At 73.7% G+C, this 19,205-nt stretch carries 15 protein-coding genes and 2 pseudogenes; 9 read left to right on the plus strand and 8 right to left on the minus strand.

What is annotated here, in order from left to right:
• Positions 1-220: 220 nt before the first annotated feature.
• Positions 221-1,063 (minus strand): lysozyme, encoded by an 843-nt coding sequence (locus tag ACFW9D_RS17065; protein WP_384622804.1) that lies wholly within the window; start codon positions 1,061-1,063, stop codon positions 221-223.
• A gap of 146 nt (positions 1,064-1,209) precedes the next feature.
• The gene (locus ACFW9D_RS17070) at positions 1,210-1,965 is read right to left on the minus strand and encodes a hypothetical protein (RefSeq protein ID WP_384622806.1); all 756 of its coding nucleotides are present in this window, start codon (positions 1,963-1,965) and stop codon (positions 1,210-1,212) included.
• A gap of 70 nt (positions 1,966-2,035) precedes the next feature.
• On the opposite strand from ACFW9D_RS17070, the pseudogene ACFW9D_RS17075 reads away from it, so the two are divergent.
• A pseudogene (locus ACFW9D_RS17075) lies at positions 2,036-2,152 on the plus strand (XRE family transcriptional regulator); the annotation flags it as partial.
• Between the two features lie 56 nt (positions 2,153-2,208).
• On the opposite strand, the gene ACFW9D_RS17080 reads toward ACFW9D_RS17075, so the two are convergent.
• Entirely contained in the window at positions 2,209-3,126 is a 918-nt protein-coding gene (locus ACFW9D_RS17080; RefSeq protein ID WP_384622808.1) for a dihydrodipicolinate synthase family protein, read from the minus strand.
• A gap of 83 nt (positions 3,127-3,209) precedes the next feature.
• Here ACFW9D_RS17080 and ACFW9D_RS17085 point away from each other — a divergent pair, with 83 nt between their 5' ends.
• Both ACFW9D_RS17085 and ACFW9D_RS17090 read left to right on the plus strand, forming a co-directional pair.
• Positions 3,210-4,124, plus strand: a complete 915-nt coding sequence (locus ACFW9D_RS17085; protein ID WP_384622810.1) for a LysR family transcriptional regulator — start codon at positions 3,210-3,212, stop codon at positions 4,122-4,124.
• Positions 4,125-4,306: 182 nt separating this feature from the next.
• Positions 4,307-5,182 carry a hypothetical protein gene (locus tag ACFW9D_RS17090; protein WP_384622812.1) on the plus strand — a complete coding sequence of 292 codons (876 nt, stop codon included), beginning with the start codon at positions 4,307-4,309 and terminating at the stop codon, positions 5,180-5,182.
• A gap of 31 nt (positions 5,183-5,213) precedes the next feature.
• Here ACFW9D_RS17090 and ACFW9D_RS17095 read toward each other — a convergent pair whose 3' ends face one another.
• Both ACFW9D_RS17095 and ACFW9D_RS17100 read right to left on the minus strand, forming a co-directional pair.
• Positions 5,214-5,999, minus strand: a complete 786-nt coding sequence (locus tag ACFW9D_RS17095) for a GNAT family N-acetyltransferase (protein ID WP_384622814.1) — start codon at positions 5,997-5,999, stop codon at positions 5,214-5,216.
• Between the two features lie 29 nt (positions 6,000-6,028).
• Positions 6,029-9,379: a BTAD domain-containing putative transcriptional regulator gene (locus ACFW9D_RS17100; RefSeq protein ID WP_384622815.1), complete on the minus strand. Its 3,351-nt coding sequence runs from the start codon at positions 9,377-9,379 to the stop codon at positions 6,029-6,031.
• Positions 9,380-9,592: 213 nt separating this feature from the next.
• On the opposite strand from ACFW9D_RS17100, the gene ACFW9D_RS17105 reads away from it, so the two are divergent.
• Positions 9,593-11,203, plus strand: coding sequence for an MFS transporter (locus ACFW9D_RS17105; RefSeq protein ID WP_384622817.1), 1,611 nt, complete (start codon positions 9,593-9,595; stop codon positions 11,201-11,203).
• A 44-nt stretch (positions 11,204-11,247) separates the two neighbouring features.
• Positions 11,248-12,543: an MFS transporter gene (locus ACFW9D_RS17110; protein WP_384622819.1), complete on the plus strand. Its 1,296-nt coding sequence runs from the start codon at positions 11,248-11,250 to the stop codon at positions 12,541-12,543.
• Between the two features lie 11 nt (positions 12,544-12,554).
• Here the strand turns inward: ACFW9D_RS17110 and ACFW9D_RS17115 are convergent, their stop codons facing one another.
• Positions 12,555-13,205, minus strand: a complete 651-nt coding sequence (locus tag ACFW9D_RS17115) for a TetR family transcriptional regulator (RefSeq protein WP_384622821.1) — start codon at positions 13,203-13,205, stop codon at positions 12,555-12,557.
• Between the two features lie 102 nt (positions 13,206-13,307).
• Between ACFW9D_RS17115 and ACFW9D_RS17120 the strand changes: the two genes are divergently transcribed.
• From ACFW9D_RS17120 to ACFW9D_RS17135, 4 genes are all read left to right on the plus strand, one after another.
• A complete protein-coding gene (locus ACFW9D_RS17120) occupies positions 13,308-14,513 on the plus strand; it encodes a cytochrome P450 (RefSeq protein ID WP_384622823.1) in 1,206 nt (401 codons plus the stop codon).
• Between the two features lie 146 nt (positions 14,514-14,659).
• Positions 14,660-15,895 carry a PP2C family protein-serine/threonine phosphatase gene (locus tag ACFW9D_RS17125; protein WP_384622830.1) on the plus strand — a complete coding sequence of 412 codons (1,236 nt, stop codon included), beginning with the start codon at positions 14,660-14,662 and terminating at the stop codon, positions 15,893-15,895.
• Positions 15,896-16,001: 106 nt separating this feature from the next.
• Entirely contained in the window at positions 16,002-16,259 is a 258-nt protein-coding gene (locus tag ACFW9D_RS17130; RefSeq protein ID WP_384622825.1) for a hypothetical protein, read from the plus strand.
• Positions 16,252-17,856, plus strand: a complete 1,605-nt coding sequence (locus tag ACFW9D_RS17135; protein ID WP_384622827.1) for a helix-turn-helix domain-containing protein — start codon at positions 16,252-16,254, stop codon at positions 17,854-17,856. The genes ACFW9D_RS17130 and ACFW9D_RS17135 overlap by 8 nt, the downstream gene beginning before the upstream one ends.
• 263 nt (positions 17,857-18,119) lie before the next feature.
• On the opposite strand, the gene ACFW9D_RS17140 is transcribed toward ACFW9D_RS17135, so the two are convergent.
• Positions 18,120-18,767 carry a hypothetical protein gene (locus ACFW9D_RS17140; protein WP_384622828.1) on the minus strand — a complete coding sequence of 216 codons (648 nt, stop codon included), beginning with the start codon at positions 18,765-18,767 and terminating at the stop codon, positions 18,120-18,122.
• Between the two features lie 24 nt (positions 18,768-18,791).
• A pseudogene (locus ACFW9D_RS17145) lies at positions 18,792-19,010 on the minus strand (alpha/beta hydrolase); the annotation flags it as partial.
• Positions 19,011-19,205: the final 195 nt, after the last annotated feature.

Genomic DNA, 19,205 nt, shown 5'->3' on the forward strand with positions numbered 1-19,205 from the left:
CACCCCGCCCCGCCCCGCCACCCCCCCCCGGGGGCGGGCCACCCCCCCCCCCCCCCCGCCCGCGGCGGGGGCCCCGGGGGGGGCCCGGCCCGGACTGCACGCGGTGATGGTCGGCGGAGCCTGTCTGCCCGCTGCCCCGCGGCCTACGACGAACCGCTGCCGCACCGGGCGTGTGGGTCCGACCCCCGTGGGGGCCGCGCCCGGCTGCCGTTGAGGCGGGTCAGCCGTTGGCGAGGGCCTTGACGCGGTCGGGCGCCCCGTTGAACTTGTCGTGGTCCCCGACGGTCGGGCCGGACGCCGTGTACTGCCACATCGTGTGGAACTTCCAGCCGGCCGGCAGCTGCCCCACGGTCGAGGCGTAGCGGGCGATCCACAGCGGGTTGGTGGCGGCGAAACCGCTGTAGTTGCCGGTGCACTGCTTCCACCAGCTGGTGGACGTGTAGATGACGGCGTCACGGCCGGTCCGGCGCTCGTACTGCTTCAGGAAGTCCCGGATCCAGCTCACGAGTTGACGGGACGTCTTGCCGTAGCAGGTCGAGCCGTAGGGGTTGTACTCGATGTCGAGCACGCCGGGCAGCGTCTTGCCGTCCTTGGACCAGCCGCCGCCGTGGTTGACGAAGTAGTCGGCCTGCTTGGTGCCGCTCGCGGTGTCCGGGGTGGCGAAGTGGTAGGCGCCCCGGATCATGCCGTTCTGGTAGGAGCCGTTGTACTGCTGGGCGAAGTACGGGTTCCGGTAGGACTTGCCCTCGGTGGCTTTGACGTAGGCCCACTTCACGCCGCTCTTGCGCAGAGTGGACCAGGCGACGTTGCCCTGGTGGCTGGAGACGTCCACGCCCTTGGTCTGCACGACGCGGGTCTCGACGGGGACCCCTTCGATTCCCTCGTTGGCGAGGACGCCCTCGCCCATGAACGCGGTGCCGCGGTCGGGCGCCGGCTGACCGGTGTCGTCGGCCGACGCGGAAACCGCGGGCAGGGCCAGCAGGAGGATCTGGGAGGCGACCAGTGCGCCGGAGGCGATCCGGCGGCGACGGTTGCTGGGTGCTGCTGCAGTTACGTTGCGCATGCGGCTCATCTGACCCCCTGTCACAGCGGGCCGCATCTCACAGTGGGCCAGACGGTGTTGGGCGCCGGGCGCCCTCATCGCCGACAGCAGCCATCGGACTTGCGTCCTCGCAGGTCAGCGCGCGCGGACGAGCGGGAACGGCCTGGTCACGGCGCGGGGTGCGCCCGGCGGAGCGTCGTTTCCACCCTGTCGAGCATCTGGCCGAGGAGATGCAGGGCGCGGGCGCGGGTGGGGGCGCCGCGGGCGGTGCCCTTCCAGTACACGTCCGTGAACGCCTCGACGGCGGGCAGAATCTGACGGTCGTCACGGGTCGCGAGGACGAGCACGAAGCGTGCGTGGTCTCCGATGTCGGTGCCCCGCGGGTGCTGTTCGACGACACCGCGCAGTCGTGCGGTGAGTGCGGGAAGAGTGCGTGCGGTGGGGAACACCACGGCGAGTGAGGCCAGCGCCAGTCGCACCGCCGGGCACTCGACCGGCCAGCGTGACAGCAGGTCAGGGGTGCAGGACTGAACAGCCTTTCGAGCCCGGTGCTCACTGTCCGGATCCGCGTGCGGCGGAGTCCTCGGCCAGCACCCGGCCGCCTTTCGCTCCGCGACGGTCGCGGCGCAGAAGAGGAGTTCCACCGCGTTGAACCGCTGCCGGGCCGGCACCCGGTCGTCGCAGGCCAGGGCCGCGAGCAGCGGGACGCCGGCAGCGGTGTCGGACCGACAGGTGTCCTGGTGGAGGACGTCGTTGTAGAAGTCGCCGAGGAAGCCGCTGTCGTCCTTCCAGAACGGGTCGGCCTCCGGTGCGAAGAGCATCGCCGCCTGCGGCGGGTACGGGCCCTTCATCCGGTCGGCTATGACGTCCCGGAAGATCCGGCGGATCGGCGGCCCGAACTCGGGAGCGGTGTGCGTCGTCATGGCCGTCGCAGCGTACTGGTGGGCGGGGCCAGACGGTGGACTCGGGCTGCTGCGGGCTGAGGTGCACAGCGTGATGGCGCTGTGGGCCGGTGAACACGGCAGCGAGGCCGGGCTGATGCTGACGGCCTCCGGCCCCGTACCGGTCGAGGTGTGGCGCCGGCGGCTGGAGCCGGGCGAGGAGTACCCGCGACCGGCTGACCTCCGGGCCGCCGCGCCCTGCGGTGCGTACGACCCCGCGGCGGGTCAGACGGCCGTCATGCTGGGGGAGCGTTCGGCGGACAGCGCGACGGCGCGCCGGACCGACTCAGGCGCCGCCGCCAGCAACGGCAGCCGCACGGCCGGGCTGGGAATGCGGCCCTGCGCGTGCAGCACTCCCTTGATCACGGTCGGGTTCGGCTCGGCGAAGAGCGCGGCGGAGAGCCGGGCCAGTTCGGCGCCGAGCCGGCGCGCCGGTCCGGCCGCGCCCGACCGCCACAGCGCGATCAGCTCGGCGTAGTCGGAGGTGCGCACGTTGGCCGAGGCCAGGATCCCGCCGTGCGCGCCCGCCGCGAGCAGCGGCGAGATGACGGCGTCGTCGCCGCCGAGCACGGCGAAACCGGCCGGCGGCGCGCCGAGCAGTTCCACCGCCGCCGCGTCGATCGCACCGGTCGCGTACTTGACCCCCACGACCTCCGGCAGCTCCCCCAGCGCGGTGAGCGCGCCCGTGCTCAGCGGCTGACCCGTGCGGTACGGGATGTCGTACACGACCAGCGGCAGGCCGCCGTGCTCGGCGAGCGCCGTGAAGTGAGCCAGCGTTCCCGCGAGGCCCGGCCGCGTGTACGGCGGCGCGGGCACCAGCGCCGCGGCGACGTCGCCCCGCGCGGCGAGTTCGCGCAGGGACGTCACGGCGGAGGCGGTGTCGTTCGTGCCGACGCCGACGATCAGGGGCGCTCCGTGCGCCCGGCAGGCCGCGGCGCACACGCGCACGACGGTCTGCTTCTCCTCGGCGGTCAGGGTGGCCGCCTCCGCGGTGGTGCCCAGGGCGACGAGCCCGCGAGCACCGCCCGTCGACAGCGCCTCGTCGGCGAGACGGGCGAGCGCGTCCGGGGCGAGACGCAGATCGTCGGTGAACGGGGTGACCAGGGGGACGAACAGGCCGGAGAGGTCCGCTTCGGGATGCATGCGCGTTTCCATGCGCCCAGCCTGACCGACACCGACCCAGTAGATCCAGTTCATGTTTCTTCGCTCATGCGTAAGCTCACCTTATGCTCGATGTGCGACGACTCCACCTGCTGCGCGAACTGGACCGGCGCGGCACCATCGCGGCCGTGGCCGAGGCGCTGACCTTCACCCCGTCGGCCGTCTCCCAGCAGCTGAGCGTCCTGGAACGCGAGGCCGGCGTCCCCCTGCTGGAGCGCAGCGGACGGCGCGTGGTCCTCACACCGGCGGGCCGCACCCTCGTCGGCCACGCCGACGCCGTCCTCGAACGCCTCGAACTCGCGGTCTCCGAACTGGCCGGGGCCCGCGAGGGCATCGGCGGATCGCTGCGCATCGGCACGTTCCCCTCGGGCGGCCCCGCGATCGTGCCCGCCACCCTGGCCGAACTGGCCCGGCGGCATCCCGCGCTGGAGCCGATGGTGCAGGAGATCGACTCGGCGCGCGTCTCCGACGGCCTGCGCGCCGGCGAACTCGACGTGGCGCTCGTCCACGACTACGACTTCGTGCCCGCCTCGCCCGACACCACGATGGACCAGGTCCCGCTGCTGGAGGAGCCGATGTACCTGGCCACGGGCGGTGCCCCCGCCGACACGGGCGCCACCCGCGGCGGCGACTCGCTGGCGGACCTTCTCGGCCCCTGGGCGGAGGCGCCGTGGATCACCGCGAGGGACGGCACGACCGGCCACGCGATGGCCGTTCGCGCCTGCCAGGCCGCCGGATTCCGCCCCCGCATCCGCCACCAGGTCAACGACTTCCGTACGGTTTTGGCCTTGGCCGCGATCGGCCAAGGCGCCGGATTCGTACCGGAGATGGCGACCGCGCAGGCCCCCGACGGCGTGCTCCTGACCCGGCTGCCCCTCTTCCGCCGCTCGAAGGTCGCCTTCCGCGCGGGCGGCGGCACCCATCCGGCGATCGCGGCGTTCGTGGCGGCCGCGCGGACGGCAGTTGGCGGCAGTAGCTGAAAAGAGGACCGTCATCGGGCGACCATGACGGGGCAGGGCCGATCGCGCAGACGTGCGACCAGGCCGGGGGCTGAGGAGAACGGGCGATGACAGACGTGGGCGCAGACACGGACGACACACGGATCGGCACACCTATCGACACACGTATGGACGCGGACATGGGCACACGTACGGATACAGGCATGGACGGAGGCCGGGCGCGGGAGGTCTGGCAGAAGCTGGAACCCCTGCACGCCGTCACCTACTTCGCCCCCGAGTGCGTCACGGCGCATCGAGAGGTCGGCCTGCGGGGCTTCTGGATGGGCTACTTCGGAGCGCGGGCCGCGCCTCTGGGCGCGGTGGCGGCGGGAGTCGTCGAGGCGGCCTTCTTCAACTTCCATCCCGCGATGGTGCGTCGCGCGATCCCCGACGCCTGGGGTTTCGCCGCACCCGAGGCCGTCCTCCGGGCCCGCTCCACGGCGGCCGCCGAGGCGCTGCGCCGCGTGGCGCCCGCGGCGGTCGCGTCGGCGGAGCGGATCAACCCCCTGCTGGAACGGGTGATCGCCGCGGCGGACGGCGCCGGACGCCCGCTGTTCGCCGCCAACCGGGACCTGGCCCTGCCCGACGACCCGGTCGGGGCGCTGTGGCAGCACACCACGACGCTGCGCGAGCACCGCGGGGACGGACACGTCGCGGCACTGACGGCCGAAGGCGTCAGCGGGTGCGAGGCACACGTGCTGTTCTCGGCCTGCGAAGGGACCGACGCGTCGATCCTGCGGGACAACCGCGGCTGGTCGAAGGACGAGTGGCAGGCCGCCACGGACCGACTGGCCGCCCGTGCTCTCCTCGACGGCGAGGGCCGCCCGACGGCAGGGGGAGGAGCCCTGCGCGACCACGTCGAGTCCCGCACCGACGCCCTCGCCGTCCGGCCCTACGAGGAGCTGGGGCAGCGCGGGTTCGCCCAACTCCAGGAGTTGCTCGCTCCATTGGCCGAGCAGGCTCTCGCCTCGGACACGATCCCCTTCCCCAACCCGATGGGCCTCCCCGCCCGTCCGGCGGCGTCGGCGAACGGGGCGTAGACCGCTCGCCGATCCTCGATCCCCGGTCGGTTCAGGGCGTCCAGACGTACGGGGTCGTCGTCGTGACCGCGTGCAGGCCGAGCCGGATGAGGATCGGCGCGCTGTCGGCCGAGGCGTCGACGTAGAGGTAGGGGACGCCGCGGGCGGCGGCGATCCGGGCCCGCTGAGCGACCATGGCCCGGTAGATGCCCCGCCCGCGCCACTCCTCGAGCGTCGACCCGCCCCAGAGCCCGCCGAAGTCGGCACCCTCCTGGAACACCAGCCAGGCGGCGCACACGACGTCGTCCCCCGCCTCGGCGACCAGGACGACGATGTCCTGCGGCGCGCTCTCGATCCGGCCCGCGAGGTCGTCGGCCAGCCACCCCCAGTCCTCGCCCCAGACGGTGCTCTCCATCGCGGCGATGCGCCGGAGATCCGCGAGGGCGGTGACCCGGCGCAGGGTCACCCCCTCGGGCAGGACCGGGTCGGCGGCGAGGTCCGCGGACTGCCCGATGAGCACGGTCTCGCTGTCCTCCGGGACGAACCCGGCCGCGGCGAGCCGCTCCGTGAGGCCGGCGGGGAGATCGTGACCGCGCGTCTTCCACTCGACCGCCTCGCCGCGGGCGGCGTAGAAGTCACGCTGCCGGGCGATGAGCGCGTCCAGCTCGTTTCCGTCCACGCCGAGATCGCGCGGGCCCGTGACGAAGCCGCGGTGCCAGCCGACGACACGGGTCAGCGGGCCGTCGGTCTCGATACGGGTGCTGCCGCCGGGCGGGGTGACGCCGCGGAGCTGGGCGTCGTACGCGGCACGGAGTTCAGTGATCACTGTGTCGTTCACTCGAACACCGTACGAACCGGGTCAACTGATTAAACGCCGTCGTGGTCGGCGATCGACGGGTGCTTCAGGAGAGCGTCCGGGGCGAGGGCTGTTCCCTGTTCGTACGCCGTGTCGAAGCGGGTGTCACCGAGCGCTTGCCGGGCGGCTGCCTCGACGCGGTCGACGTCGTCGCGCTCGCCTTCCGGCAGCGGTGCGCCGACCGAGCGGCGCAGCGTGTCCGCGGCGCCCAGGAGGCGGGCCGCGCGGGCGGGTTCTCCCGTGAGCGCGCGGGCACCGGCGAGGCCTTCGAAGCCGAGCGCCAGGCTGCGCGGGGAGCCGGCCGCGTGGGCGGCGGCCAGCCCGTCGAGCTGGAGCCGTAGCGCGGCGGGGGCGTCGCCGCGCAGTTCGGCCACGAAGCCGAGCTCCGCGAGGATCAGCGCGGGCGCCTCGGGTTCGTACCCCATCTGCCGGTGCACCTCGAGCACATGCCGCAGATGCGCCTCCGCCGCGTCCAGACGGCCCTCGCGGCGCGCACCGATGCCGAGCCCGGTCTCCGCGTACTGCTCCCCGAAGCGGTCCGAGCGCGCGACCGCGAGCCGCCTGGCCCGATCGTGGAACTCCCGGGCGCGCGGCAGGTCCCCGCCGAGCAGCGCGATCCGGCCGAGTCCGGACAACTGGAAGCAGACCGCCGGCCACAGCTCCAGGTCCTCGGCCATGCGCAGGCCCTCACGGTGCAGCCGCTCCGCGCGTGCGTAGTCACCGGCGACCTGTGCGTCCATCTGCAGCGGCACCATCGCCTGCAACTGGCCCCACTGGTCGCCGAGTTCACGGAAGAGCTCCAGACTGCGGCCGCCGTTCCGGCGCACCGTGCCGGAGTCCCCGCGCAACTGCGCGTGGAACGCCTGGCCGGCCAGCGCGGCGGCCGTGCCCCACCGGTCACCGAGCCGGCGGAAGGCGTCGAGGGCGGACGCGAGGAGTTCCTGGCTCGGGCGCGGATCGCCGACTCCGTACTGCTGGGACGCCAGGAACCACTCCGCCGTCGCCCGGCCGTGCGGATCGTCGACCGCGTCGTAGGGCCGGAGTGCGGCACGGTACTCGGCGGCCGGGTCGGAGGTGCCGCCGAGCAGCAGCCGGAACCCGCCGCGGAGAGCGGTGGCCCGCGCGGACAGGGTGGGCTCGGTGCGGACGCCGGGCGCGGACACGGTGTCCAGGGCGGCGGTCAGGGCGCGCCGTGCTTCGGCGTACCGGCCGCGCAACTGCCAGTACCGGGCAAGTGAGTTGGCCAGGCGCAACGCGCAGTCGGCGTCACCGGCCGCGACCGCGCCGTCGAGCGCGGAGCGCAGGTTCGCCTGCTCGGCGTCCAGGCGGCGCAGCCACTCCCGCTGGGCGGGCCCGCGCAGGTGCGGCTCGGCGTCCTCGGCCAGCGCCCGGTAGTACGCGCGGTGGGCGCGCCGCAGATCCGCCGCCTCGCCCGATTCTGTGAGGCGCTCCGCCGCGTAGGCGCCCACGGACTCGAGCAGCCGGTAGCGGGGCCCGCCCTCGGGGCCCTCGTGCATCTGCAGCAGGGAGCCGTCCACGAGCCGGGCGAGCAGATCGAGGACCTCGGTGCGGTCCACGCCCTGCCCGGCGCACAGTTCCTCGGCGGCGGCGAGGGTGCAGCCGTCGGCGTGCACGGCCAGGCGGCGCAGTACGGCGCGCTCGCCCGCGCCCAGCAGGCCCCAGCTCCAGTCGATGACCGCGCGCAGGGTGCGCTGGCGGGCCGGCGCGCCGCGCGAGCCCACCGCGAGCAGCGAGAACCGGTCGTCGAGCCGGGCCGCCAACTCGTGGACGCCCAGGGCCCGTACGCGCGTCGCGGCCATCTCCAGAGCCAGCGGGATGCCGTCGAGGCGCCGGCACACCGAGACCACCGCGTCCAGGGTGGTGTCGTCGAGCACGAAGCGCGGCGCGGCGGCCTGGGCACGCGCCACGAACAGCTCGACCGCGCCGAACTTCCGTACGTCCGCCGCGCTCAAGCCCTCGGCGGAGCCCGGATGCGGCAGCGGCGGGACTTCCTCCAACGCCTCGCCGGTGAGGCCCAGCGGGACCTGGCTGGTGGCCAGCACCCGCAACGACGGTGCCGTGCGCAGGAGTTGCTCGGCCACCCGGGCCGCAGGTGCGGCGACGTGTTCGCAGTTGTCGAGGACGAGCAGGGCCGGTCGGCCGGCCAGGGTGTGGGCGATGCGACCGGCCAGGGGCTGGGGTGCGCCGCCGGGCGGGGCGGTGTCGTCGCGCAGGCCGAAGACGGCGCGCAGCACGTCGGCGACACCGGCCGTCCCGTGACCTGTTCCGTCTGCCGTCCCGGCAGTCGGCTCCGCGGCCTTCTCGTCGATCGTTTCCGCGGTGTCGAGGCCGGCGAGTTCGGCGAGGTGCACGCCACCGGGGAAGTCCGGCGCCAGGCGGGCGGCGGTGGCCAGGGCGAGCCGGGTCTTGCCGACGCCACCCGGGCCGGTGAGCGTGACCAGGCGGTGCGCGCCGAGCAGCGCGCGCAGTCCCGCGACGGCCTCGTCGCGCCCGATCAGTTCGGTGAGCTGCGCGGGCATCGCGGCCGGTGCGTGACCGGTGGGTGCGGGCGCGGGTGGCGGTGCGGGCGTGGGCGTGGGCGTGGGATTGGCCAGGAGAGCGGGGTCCTGGGCCAGGATCGCCTGCTGGAGTTCCGTGATCTCGGGCCCGGGATCGATGCCGAGGTCCTCGGCCAGCCGGGCCCGCAGCTCCGCGAGACCGCGCAGCGCCTCCTGCCGGCGCCCCGCCGCGTAGAGCGCCCGCACGTGTGCGGCGCGGGCCCGCTCACGCAGCGGGTGGAGGCTCACCAGGTCGCTCAAATCATCGGCGACCAGGGCGTGTCGGCCGAGCTCCAGGCGTGCCTCGGCCTGTTCCTCGATCGCGGTGAGGCGTTGCTCGTCGAGGCGGGCGGCAGCGGCCCGTACGAAGTCCTCGTCGGCGAAGTCCGCGAACGCCGGGCCCCGCCACAGCGCGAGCGCGTCCGTCAGAAGTCCGGACCGGGACGCGGGGTCGGCGGCCGACCGCGCTCGGCCGAGGAGTTCCTGGAACCGGCCCGCGTCCAACGAGTCCTGGGCGGCGAGGAGTTCGTACCCGGCGGGACGGCGGGCCACGAGGTCGCGGCCGCCCGGTTCGGCGGCCTCCAGGACCTTGCGCAGTTGCCACACCTTGTTCTGCAGGGCCGCCGCCGGGTTGTTCGGCGGCTGCGCGCCCCACAGGTCCTCGACGAGCCGGTCCGCGGAGACCGGCTGCCCGCGATGGGCCAGGAGATGCGCGAGCAGAGCACGCACCTTCAGCTCGGGGACCCGGACCTCCGCCCCGCCGTCCGTCCACACGCCCAGCGGACCCAGTACCCCCCAATGCATGCCGAGCAGGCTATCCGACCCCTCCCGACGTGGATCAAGAGCGGGCGGGGGCCGGGCCCGGAGTGACCGAGAGCGGACCGGGAGAGGACCGAGAGCGCTCCGGCGCAGTGTGGGGACCCGACGGAGCCGGGCGCCACGGCACCGTCCGCGCGCCGCATCCACTCGGCCGACCACACCCCGTCAGGCACACCGCACCGCACCATGGAGGACCCCATGCCGTCGCACACCGCAGCCGAGGCCGGCCAGGCACCAGGGCCGAAGGCCGGTCCGAGACAGTGGCTGGGACTCGCCGTCCTCGCCCTGCCCACCCTGCTGATCTCCCTCGACCAGAGCGTGCTCTACCTGGCCCTGCCCCATCTGGCCCGGGACCTCGCGCCGACCGGAACGCAGACGCTGTGGATCATGGACATCTACGGCTTCCTGATCGCCGGGTTCCTGATCACCATGGGCACCCTCGGCGACCGTGTCGGCCGCCGCCGGCTCCTGACGATCGGCGCCGCGGCGGTCGGTGCCACCTCCGTCGCGGCCGCCTGGTCGTCCAGCGCCGAGGCTCTCATCGTCTCCCGGGCCCTGCTCGGCATCGCCGCCGCGACGCTCATGCCGTCGACCCTCGCCCTGATCGGCAACATGTTCCACGACCCGGCCCAGCGCGCCCGCGCCATCGCCGTGTGGGCCAGCTGCTTCATGGGCGGCACGGCGCTCGGCCCCGTCGTGGGCGGGATCTTCCTGGAGTACTTCTGGTGGGGGTCGGTGTTCCTGCTCGGCGTGCCGGTCGCGGCCCTGCTGCTGATCGCCGCGCCGAAGCTGCTGCCCGAGTACAAGGCCCCGGACGCCGGCCGCATCGACCTGTTCAGCGTGCTGCTCTCGCTCGTGTCGATCCTCTCCGTGATCTACGGCCTGAAGGAACTATCCCGGCACGGTCTCGCCCCCGTACCGCTCGCGGCGGTCGCTCTGGGCCTCGCCGTCGGCACCGCGTTCGTGCGGCGACAGGGCAGGCTGGAGCACCCGCTCCTGGATCTGAAGCTCTTCCGCGTCGGAGCCTTCACCGCCGCGCTCCTGATCCTCATGGTGTCGATGCTCGGCACCGGCGGCGGCTACCTCTTCATCACCGGCTTCCTGCAGATGGTCGAGGGCCACTCGCCGATGGCGGCCGGTCTGTGGATGGTGCCCGCGGCCGTCGCCTCGATCCTCGCGGCCCAGGTGGCACCGGTCCTCACCCGGCGCTTCCAGCTCGGCACCGTCGTCGGCGTCGCGCTGATCGTCGGTACGGCCGGATATGTGCTGCTGGCCCTCGTCGACGCGGTTGCCGGGATGCCGCTGCTCATGACCGGCTTCGTGATCGTCTTCATCGGGGTCGGGACGTTCGGTTCGCTGGGCACGGGCCTCGTCGTGGGGTCCGTGCCGCCCGAGAAGGGCGGGTCGGCGGCGGCCCTGTCCTCCATCAGCGGCGATCTCGGCACTGCCCTCGGCGTCGCCGTCCTCGGCAGCCTCGGCACCGCCGTCTACCGCGCCACGCTCGACGCCCCCGAGGGAACCCCGGACCGCGCCGCCGAATCGGCGGGAGCATCCATGGAGAACGCCCTCGCGACCGCCCGCGAGCTCCCCGCGCGGACCGGAGACGCCCTGCTCACCGCGGCCGAGGAGGCCTACACCGCCGGGCTCAACGCCGTTGCCGCCGCGTGTGTCCTGATCACCGCGACCAGCGCCGTCATCGCCCTCACCATGCTCCGTAATCGCCGAGGTGCCGATGCGCCGAACGCGCACGGAGCGACCGCGAGTCCGGAGTCGGTCGCCGACCTGACGGACTCCGTCGGCCCCCGCTGACCAGCCTGATCGCCGTTCCCACCCCTGACTTCTTCGGAGTACGCATGTGTGACTCGACCGCGACCCAGGACCCGGGCCAGGTGCCTGCGGCCCCGGAGACGCATGGATCCGCCGGCGAGGCGACGGCGGCCGCCCCGCCGGCCCACCCTTCCCGCTCCGTACCGGCCCTCTGGCTCGCCCTGATCGCCGCCCCGCTCTCCATGGGCATCGCCGGCCCGTCCCTCGTCCTCGACGCCGTCGCCCGTGACCTCGACACCTCGGTCGCCGCCGTCACTTGGGCCGTGACCGCCTTCGGCTGGGGCGCGTCCGTCGGTACGCCGCTGGCGGCAGGTCTGCTCCGGTACCGGGGGACACGGGCCGCCCTGACGGTGAGCGCGCTGCTCGTCGCCGCCGGGGCGAGTCTGGTGATGTCCGCGCCCGTGCTGCCCGCCCTGATCGTGGGCAGCGCGTCGCAGGCGCTGGGCGCCGCCGGTCTGACCACGGTCGCCCTGCAACTGGCCCGCTCCCCGCGCAGGATGGGCCTGGTCACCGCCTCGCTCGCGGTCACCGGCTCCACCGCGCCGCTCGTCGGCTCCCTCGCGGGCGACCTGCTGTCCTGGCGGGCGGCGCTCACCCTCCCGCTGATCGGCCTGCTCGGCGTCCCCGCCGTGCGGCGCCGCGTCACCGAAGGGCCCGCGACCGAACACGCCGCACAAATGCAAGAAGCCGACCGCTTCGACCTGACCGGAGCCCTGCTGCTCACCGCGCTGGCGACCGCACTGGTCATGATCCCGCACCGGCCGGCCGTGGCCGCCGTGTCCGCCGTCATCGCGCTGGTCGCACTCGCGCTGCGCCTGCGGTCCCGTCCCCGCGGTTTCGTGCCCGCCGACGTGGTCCGCAGGCCCGCGTTCCTCCTGGCCGCACTGCCCGCGTTCGTGCTGGCGGTGGTCAACTTCGGCCTGGTGTACGCCGTTTCGGGCCGGCTCGCGGACGACACCGGCTGGTCGTCCGGTGCGATCGGCGCCGCGATGGTGTGGCCGATGCTGCTGGGCGGCGCACTGTCCTGGTTCGTGGTCGCCGCCTCCGCCCGGACGGGTCACCGCCCGATCGTCCTGGCGCTCCTCGCCCTGGGCGCCACCGCGCCCGTGGTGACCTGGCTGGGCAGCGGGGCGGCGCTGCTGCTCGGGGCGCAGGCTCTGTCGTCCGTCGCCGCGTCCTCCGGCCAGGGCGTGTTCTCCGTACGGGCCGCCGATGCCGTCCCCGAGCGCGAACGCCCGGCGGCCATCGGCCTGTTCACCCTCTGCTACCTGCTCGGCGCCGCCTTCGGCCCGGCGCTGGTGACCCTCCTGCCGACGGCCTGAGGGAGCCGTCGCTACCCCTGATCCTTCTCCGGAGACTGGTGCGGCCGGTGGATGTGGTGGAGCACGGTGGTGAGCTGCTCGGCGGTCAGGTGCGGGGAGGGGAGCGGCTGGGCGGGGCGGGTGCGGAGGCTGTCGAGGAGGAGGGCGAGCGGGCGGCGCCACGCGCCGGGCACGGTGGCCTGGAGGGCGGGCGCCGTGCGGCCCAGGGCGGCCAGGGCGAGGAGGAGATCCTCGGTGACGACGTCCGTGCGGACGAGCCCCTGATCACGGCAGCGTTCGAGGAGGCCGGTGAGCGTCTCCGCGTTGTGGACGTGCAGCTTCTCCAGCGTGGCGACGCCCTGGATGCCGGTGGTCATGAGGTCGCTGGCGCCCCGGTCGGTGGCCAGGACCGTGAAGACGTGGTCGAGGTAGCCGGTGAGCCCCTGCCAGGGGTCCTTGGCGCGCCGGGCTTCCTCGCCCGCGTCGACGACGGTGCTGAGGGTGTCGTGGAAGACGGCCTCGATCAGGGCGGCCCGGTCGGGGAAGCGGCGGTACAGGGTCGCGTTGCCGACGCCCGCGCGGCGGGCGATCACGTCGAGGGGCGCCTCCACGCCTTGCTCGGCGTAGACCTGGCGGGCTGCGGCCAGGACCAGTTCACGGTTGCGCTGCGCGTCCTTTCTCACAGACGGAACCGTACAGGATCTGTGGAGTGCTCCCCGGTTCCTGTTAGGGTCGGCCGGGACAGAAACCGGGGAGTAATCCCCACTTCGTTGTTGGGAGCCGTCATGCCCGTACCGCACACCGAGGAACTCGCGGCCTGGACCACCGATTTCGCCCTCGACCCCTACCCTGCGTTCGAGGCGCTGCGGGCGAAGGGGCCGGTGCACTTCGTCCGCTTCCCGACGGGTGAGACCGCGTGGATGATCCTCGGGTACGCCGAGGCGCGCGCCGCGCTCGCGGACCCGCGGCTGTGCCACGACGTGCGGGTCTCGGCGGAGTTCGACAGCGACGGCCTCTACTCGGTGGGCCGGAACATGCTGCAGACCGACCCGCCCGACCACACCCGCCTGCGGTCCCTGGTGGCACGCGAGTTCACCGCGCGGCGGGTACGGGCACTGCGCTCGCGGGTGCAGGCGGCGGCGGACACACTCCTCGACGCTATGGAGCCGTTGGGGCGCGCGGACCTGATCGACGCCTTCGCCTTCCCGCTCCCGCTGACGGTCATCTGCGAACTGCTGGGTGTGCCGGGCGTCGATCACGGGCGGTTCCGCTCCTGGACCGCGAAGGTGCTCGCGGTGGGTGAGCCCGAAACCTCCGGCCTCGCCGCCCAGGAGCTGGCCGTGTACCTCGCGGGCCTGATCGAGGAGAAGCGCGGCATCGGCCGGGACGCGGCGGCGGAAGGCGATCTGCTGCACGCGCTGGTGACCGCCCACGACGAGGGCGGCGACCGCCTCAGCGACGAGGAACTCATCGGCATGGCGTTCCTGCTCCTGGTCGCCGGCCACGAGACGACGGTCAACCTCATCGCCAACGGCGTACACCTGCTGCTGACCCGCCCCGAGCAACTGGCCGCGCTGCGCGCGGACGACCGCCTGGTGGAGGGATGGGTGGAGGAGACGCTCCGTTTCGAACCGCCGTCGCCGGCCGGCACCTACCGCTACACCTCGGAGCCGATGACGGTCGGTGGCGTCCTCATCCCGAAGGGGGCGCGCGTGGTCGTCTCCCTCGCGTCGGCGAACCGCGATCCCGCGCAGTTCCCGGATCCCGAGCGCTTCGACATCCACCGGGACCCGGCCCTGACCCGCTCCCACCTCGCCTTCGGGCACGGCATCCACCACTGCCTGGGCGCGCCGCTCGCCCGCCTGGAAGCGAGCCTCGCGCTGCGCGCGCTCCTCGATCGCTTCCCCGACCTGGCCCTCGACGGCGATCCCGCGCCGGACTGGCGCCCGAGCCTGCTGCGGGGCCTGAGCCGCCTTCCCGTGCGCTGGTGAGACGGCAGGCCGTCACCGGCGGCGGCCCGTGTCCCGGAGCCGCCGGACGGGCGCGTGGTGGGGTGCGGGCGCGGGGACTGGGGTGCAAGGTGGGGGCACATACTCAGGGCCGCCGCCGGTGACGGCCATGGACGTGGCGCAGGTGGATCGTGAACCGACCCGAGGTCGACTTCGAGGCCGTCTTCCATGCTCTTCCGGGTGCGGTCGCCCTCCTCACACCTGACCTCGTCTACGTAGAGGTCAACGAAGCCTTCCTGGCGATCTCCGGCCGCACCCGCGCCCAGCTCATCGGCCGCTACCTGTTCGACGTGTTCCCCGACAACCCCCAGGACCCGGCCGCCTCGGGCATGCGCAACCTGCAGGCTTCGCTGCGCCGCGTCGCCGAGACGGGCGAGCGGGACAGCATGGCGCTGCAGCGCTACGACGTCGAGGACGCGGACCGCCCCGGCGTCTGGCACGAGCGCTGGTGGAGCCCGGTCAACGTGCCGGTGCCGGCCGCCGACGGCACGGTGGCGCTGCTGCTGCACCGCGTGGAGGAGGTCACCGAGCTGATCCGGGCACGGGGCCGGGAGGGGGCGGGGGAGCGGACGCCGGTCCTGGAGGCGGAGATCTACACCCGCTCGCGGGAGCTTCAGGAGGTCAACGAGCGGCTGCGCGCGGCGCACGCCCGGGAACGGGAGGTCGCGCTGCACCTGCAACGGGCGATGCTGCCCGCCTCCGGCGTCCCGGAAGGCCTGCGGGTGGCGGTGCGCTACCAGCCCGCCGTGAGCGCGCTGAACGTGTGCGGAGACTGGTACGACCTCATCGACATGCCCGCCGAAGGCCGTGCGGCGGTGACGGTCGGCGACGTCGTCGGCCACGGGCTGATCGCCGCGGGCGTCATGGGCCAGCTGCGCAGCGCGCTGTCGGCCGCGTGCCGCGTGGCCGGCGGACCCGGCCAGGCCCTCGAGGCCCTCGGGCTGTACGCCCGTTCCGTCGAGGGTGCGGAGTGCACCACCGTCGCCTGCGTGTTCATCGACTGGAACACCCGCACTCTCGCCTACAGCTGCGCCGGCCATCCGCCGCCCGCACTCGCCCGCCCCGACGGCACCGTCACCTTCCTCGCGCAGGCCACCGACCCGCCCCTCGGCGCCCGCCCCGAACACTCCGCCCGCGCACAGGAGCACCTCCCCTTCCCCGAGGGTTCGGTGCTCCTCCTGTACACCGACGGCCTGGTGGAACGGCGGGGCGAGGACATCGACACGGGCCTGGACCGGCTCGCCCGCTCGCTCGCCCGGCACCGCGACCTGATCCCCGAAGAGCTCGCGGACGCGCTGCTCACCGACCTGATGCCGCCGTCCGGGCTGACCGACGACACGGCCCTGGTCGTCGTCTGCCTGTGACACACCGTGTGCCGATCGGGAGCCGCCCCGTATGCGTTCGGCCGTCCAGGTATGGAGGACCGTCAAGGTTTCCTGGACAGTCCACCCCTTCGCTAATGTGGCGCACGTGTCAGACGTGATGGGTGAGCGCGAGCTCGAAGAGGCGGTCCGGGCCCTGAGAAGCGCCGAGGACCGGGTGGCCGACGCACTGCGCGCCTACCTGGAGCGGGATCCGCTCACGGGCCGGCCCGTGTACGGCCGGATCGGACGGGCCGCGCAGATCACGGGCTGGGGGGAGCAGCGGGTCAAGGAGACCGCGATCCCGGGACTGGCCGAACGGCGCCGGGCCAAGCGGGCCGGCAAGGGGGCGGGCCACGGTGAGTGACTTCGACGCGATCGACTCGCTGCTCGCCTCCGTCGCCCCGGAGGCCGAACTGCCGGAGCGCCCGGTGCGGCGCGAACTGCGCGAGCAGGCAGGCCTGTCGAAGGCGCAGGTGGCCCGGGCCCTCGCGGTGAGCCCCTCCACCGTCGCGGCCTGGGAGTCGGACCGTGACCCGGCCGGCGAGGTCCGTACGAAGTACGCGTACCTCCTCGACGGCCTGGCCGCGAAGCTGGCCCCGCAGCCTGAACCCGCCGAGCCGGCGGAGCCCGCCGAGCCGTCCCCCGCGTCGCCTCCCACCACCACGGCCCAGGCCGCGCAGGACACGAACGACACGAACAGCACGAGCGGCACGAACGACGAGGACGACGACGTCGAGACGCTCACCGTACCGGAGCCGTGCGTCCTGTGCGGAGCCCCCGCCGGACAGCGGGTCGCCGGCTTCCCGCAGCACCTCGACCCGGCCGACTGCGCCACCGCCGCCCCCCAGGCCCCCGCGGCGGGGCCCGCCCCGCGCCGGACGCGACCCGAAGCCCCCGCGCCCCGCACACCCCGAGCGGCGGCCCGGCCGGGGGACCGCGACGCGGGACCGAGTAAGCCGCCGACGAAGCGGGCCTTCCAGCCCCAGTCGGGACCGCCGGACCTGATCGCCGAGACCGTCCGCTCCGCGCTCGCCGCGCACGAAGGCGACGTGGAGGCGGCGACGGCAGCCCTGGTGCGCAAGGCGATCCCGGACGCGATGGCCCTGCTCGACGAGACCCGCAAGGGCGGCCGCTACGACGTCATCGCGCACCCGTGGGTGCCCGACATCCTGCGCAAGCAGACCGCGCGCGGCGCCGACTCGATCTGGGAAGCCCGCCCGAAGTGGACCCGCCCCGAACTCCCGCCGGGCGAGCACGAGGTGACGGCCCTCGACATGAACGGCGCGTACCTCTCGGCCCTCAAGACCCACCTCCCGATCGGCCAGTTGGAACACTCCACCGGGTTCGACCACGACCGCCGTCGCGCCGGCGTCCACCTGATCACCCCGCCCCACTGGGCGCACGACGCCGTGCTGCCCAACCCGATCGGCCAGCGCGACGAACCCGGCCCCCTGTGGGTCACCGAACCCACCCTGCGCCTCCTGCTGCGCCTGTCCGGCCCGAAGTACGGCCTGTGCGAGGCGCCGGAGATCCACGAGTCGTACACCTCGGGCGCCACGGAGAACCTCCTGGAGAAGTTCCGCGCCGCGCTCGTCACCGCCCGCGAGAACGCGATCGCCGAGGACGACGACGTCACCCTGGAGTACGTGAAGGCCATGTACTCCAAGTTCGTCTCCACGATGGGGGAGTCGAACTACAACCGGGAGCTGTACCGCCCCGACTGGATGCACCTGATCCGCTCCCAGGCCTTCGCCAACCTGTGGATGAAGGCCCTGAAGGCCCACGAGCAGGGCCTGAGCGTGGTCCGCGCGATGGGCACGGACGAACTCCACGTCATCGGAGACTGGCGCCGCGTCTTCGCCGAGGGCCGAGGCGTCACCGAGGTGAAACTCAAGGACGTCTACACCGCCGGAACCCCTCTGGCGGACGACGACCCCACGGGGCCGGGGGCGGCGGACTAGGCGGTTCGGACGTCTCGAGGGCGCAGGAGGATCACGGCACCACGCACGAAGGCCGCCCGATGCGGGCGGCCCAGGGGCAAAAACAGTCCCCGGAGTCCTCACCATTGCCATCTGCCTCAGTCGTCGCTGAGACTCCGGTACGAGGGGGCTTCGGGGGCCTGGCCAGAGCTTTGTTGAATCTCTTGCCAGTCGACGTCTCTTCTGGCGGTGCGATTCATCGGTTTTCTGGTGTGTTAATCAGTTTCCTCCCTATATGTCCTATGTCAAGGGTTCTGGGAAATTCTGGGTGAGGCTGACGGCAGGCAGGGGCGGACCTCGGGGTGGTCCGCGTTCAACCGGTCGAAGGCCGCCGGCTCGGCGTCGCGACGCAGGTGCTGGTCGAAGAAGGCGCGCAGGTAGGCGCGGGTGATCGTCATCGTGCGCAGTCCCGAGGTGGCCGCGCCGAGCGGCAGGCCGAGCTGGTCGGCCAGAAGGCCGAGATCCGTGAAGGACGGGTGCTTGGCGCCCGCCACCACCAGCCAGCGCTTCCAACCGGTGAGCAGGGGCCAGTCACGCGCCCAGGTGTCCGCGGCGGGCCCGTCGCCGGGGGAGTACTGCCCGTCCCGGCCGAGGAACAGGAACGGGCGGTCCAGGCCGGTGTCCGGGATCAGCGCGTCGGTACTGCCGTCCACGTCGCAGCCCGCACGGATGCGCTCGTCCGCGAGCATGGCCGCGATGGTGGCAGCGCCGCCGGCGGAATGACCGGCCATGCCGATCCGGTCCGGGGTGAGCGCGGCCGCGCCCGGCCAGGGCGCGGTGCTGCCGAGAAGCTGGTCGAGAACGAACGAGGCGTCCCGGGCGCGGCCCGTCTTCAACTTGCGCCAGAAGTCGGCGGTACGTGCGTATCCGTGACCGAGGGCGAAGGTGGCCACCCGGCCGTCCGGAAAGGTCGTGGCCGCGGTCTCGTAGGTGTGGTCGATCGCGACCGCGACGTACCCGTGGCTGGCCAGGTCCTCGCCGATCGAGGTGAGCGTGGCGCGGGGCCGGGTGAAGCCGGGCGAGAGAAGGACCAGTGGGAGGTCGCGCAGACCGGGGGCGAGCGGGGCGTCCGGGAAGGCGTGGGTGCGGACCGCACTCAGTGTGTCGGCTGCGAGGGGGAGGTCCTGGCCGGCCAGGACCCCCGTGGCTGCGGCGTGCGTCTGGGACCGGGCGCGCGGGCGGGCGGGGGCGGCGGGCGGCGGCGCCGGTCGGGCTCATCAGCTCGCGCGTCGATACGTCCGCGCGCCACGGGTCCGGGCGGGAGACATCCTCGACGTACACCGACGTGGGGTGGGGGCGCGGGGGGGGGGGGGGTGAGACGGGGCGCCGGG

This window comes from Streptomyces sp. NPDC059524 (assembly GCF_042749255.1).
GTDB classification, from domain to species: domain Bacteria; phylum Actinomycetota; class Actinomycetes; order Streptomycetales; family Streptomycetaceae; genus Streptomyces; species Streptomyces xanthii.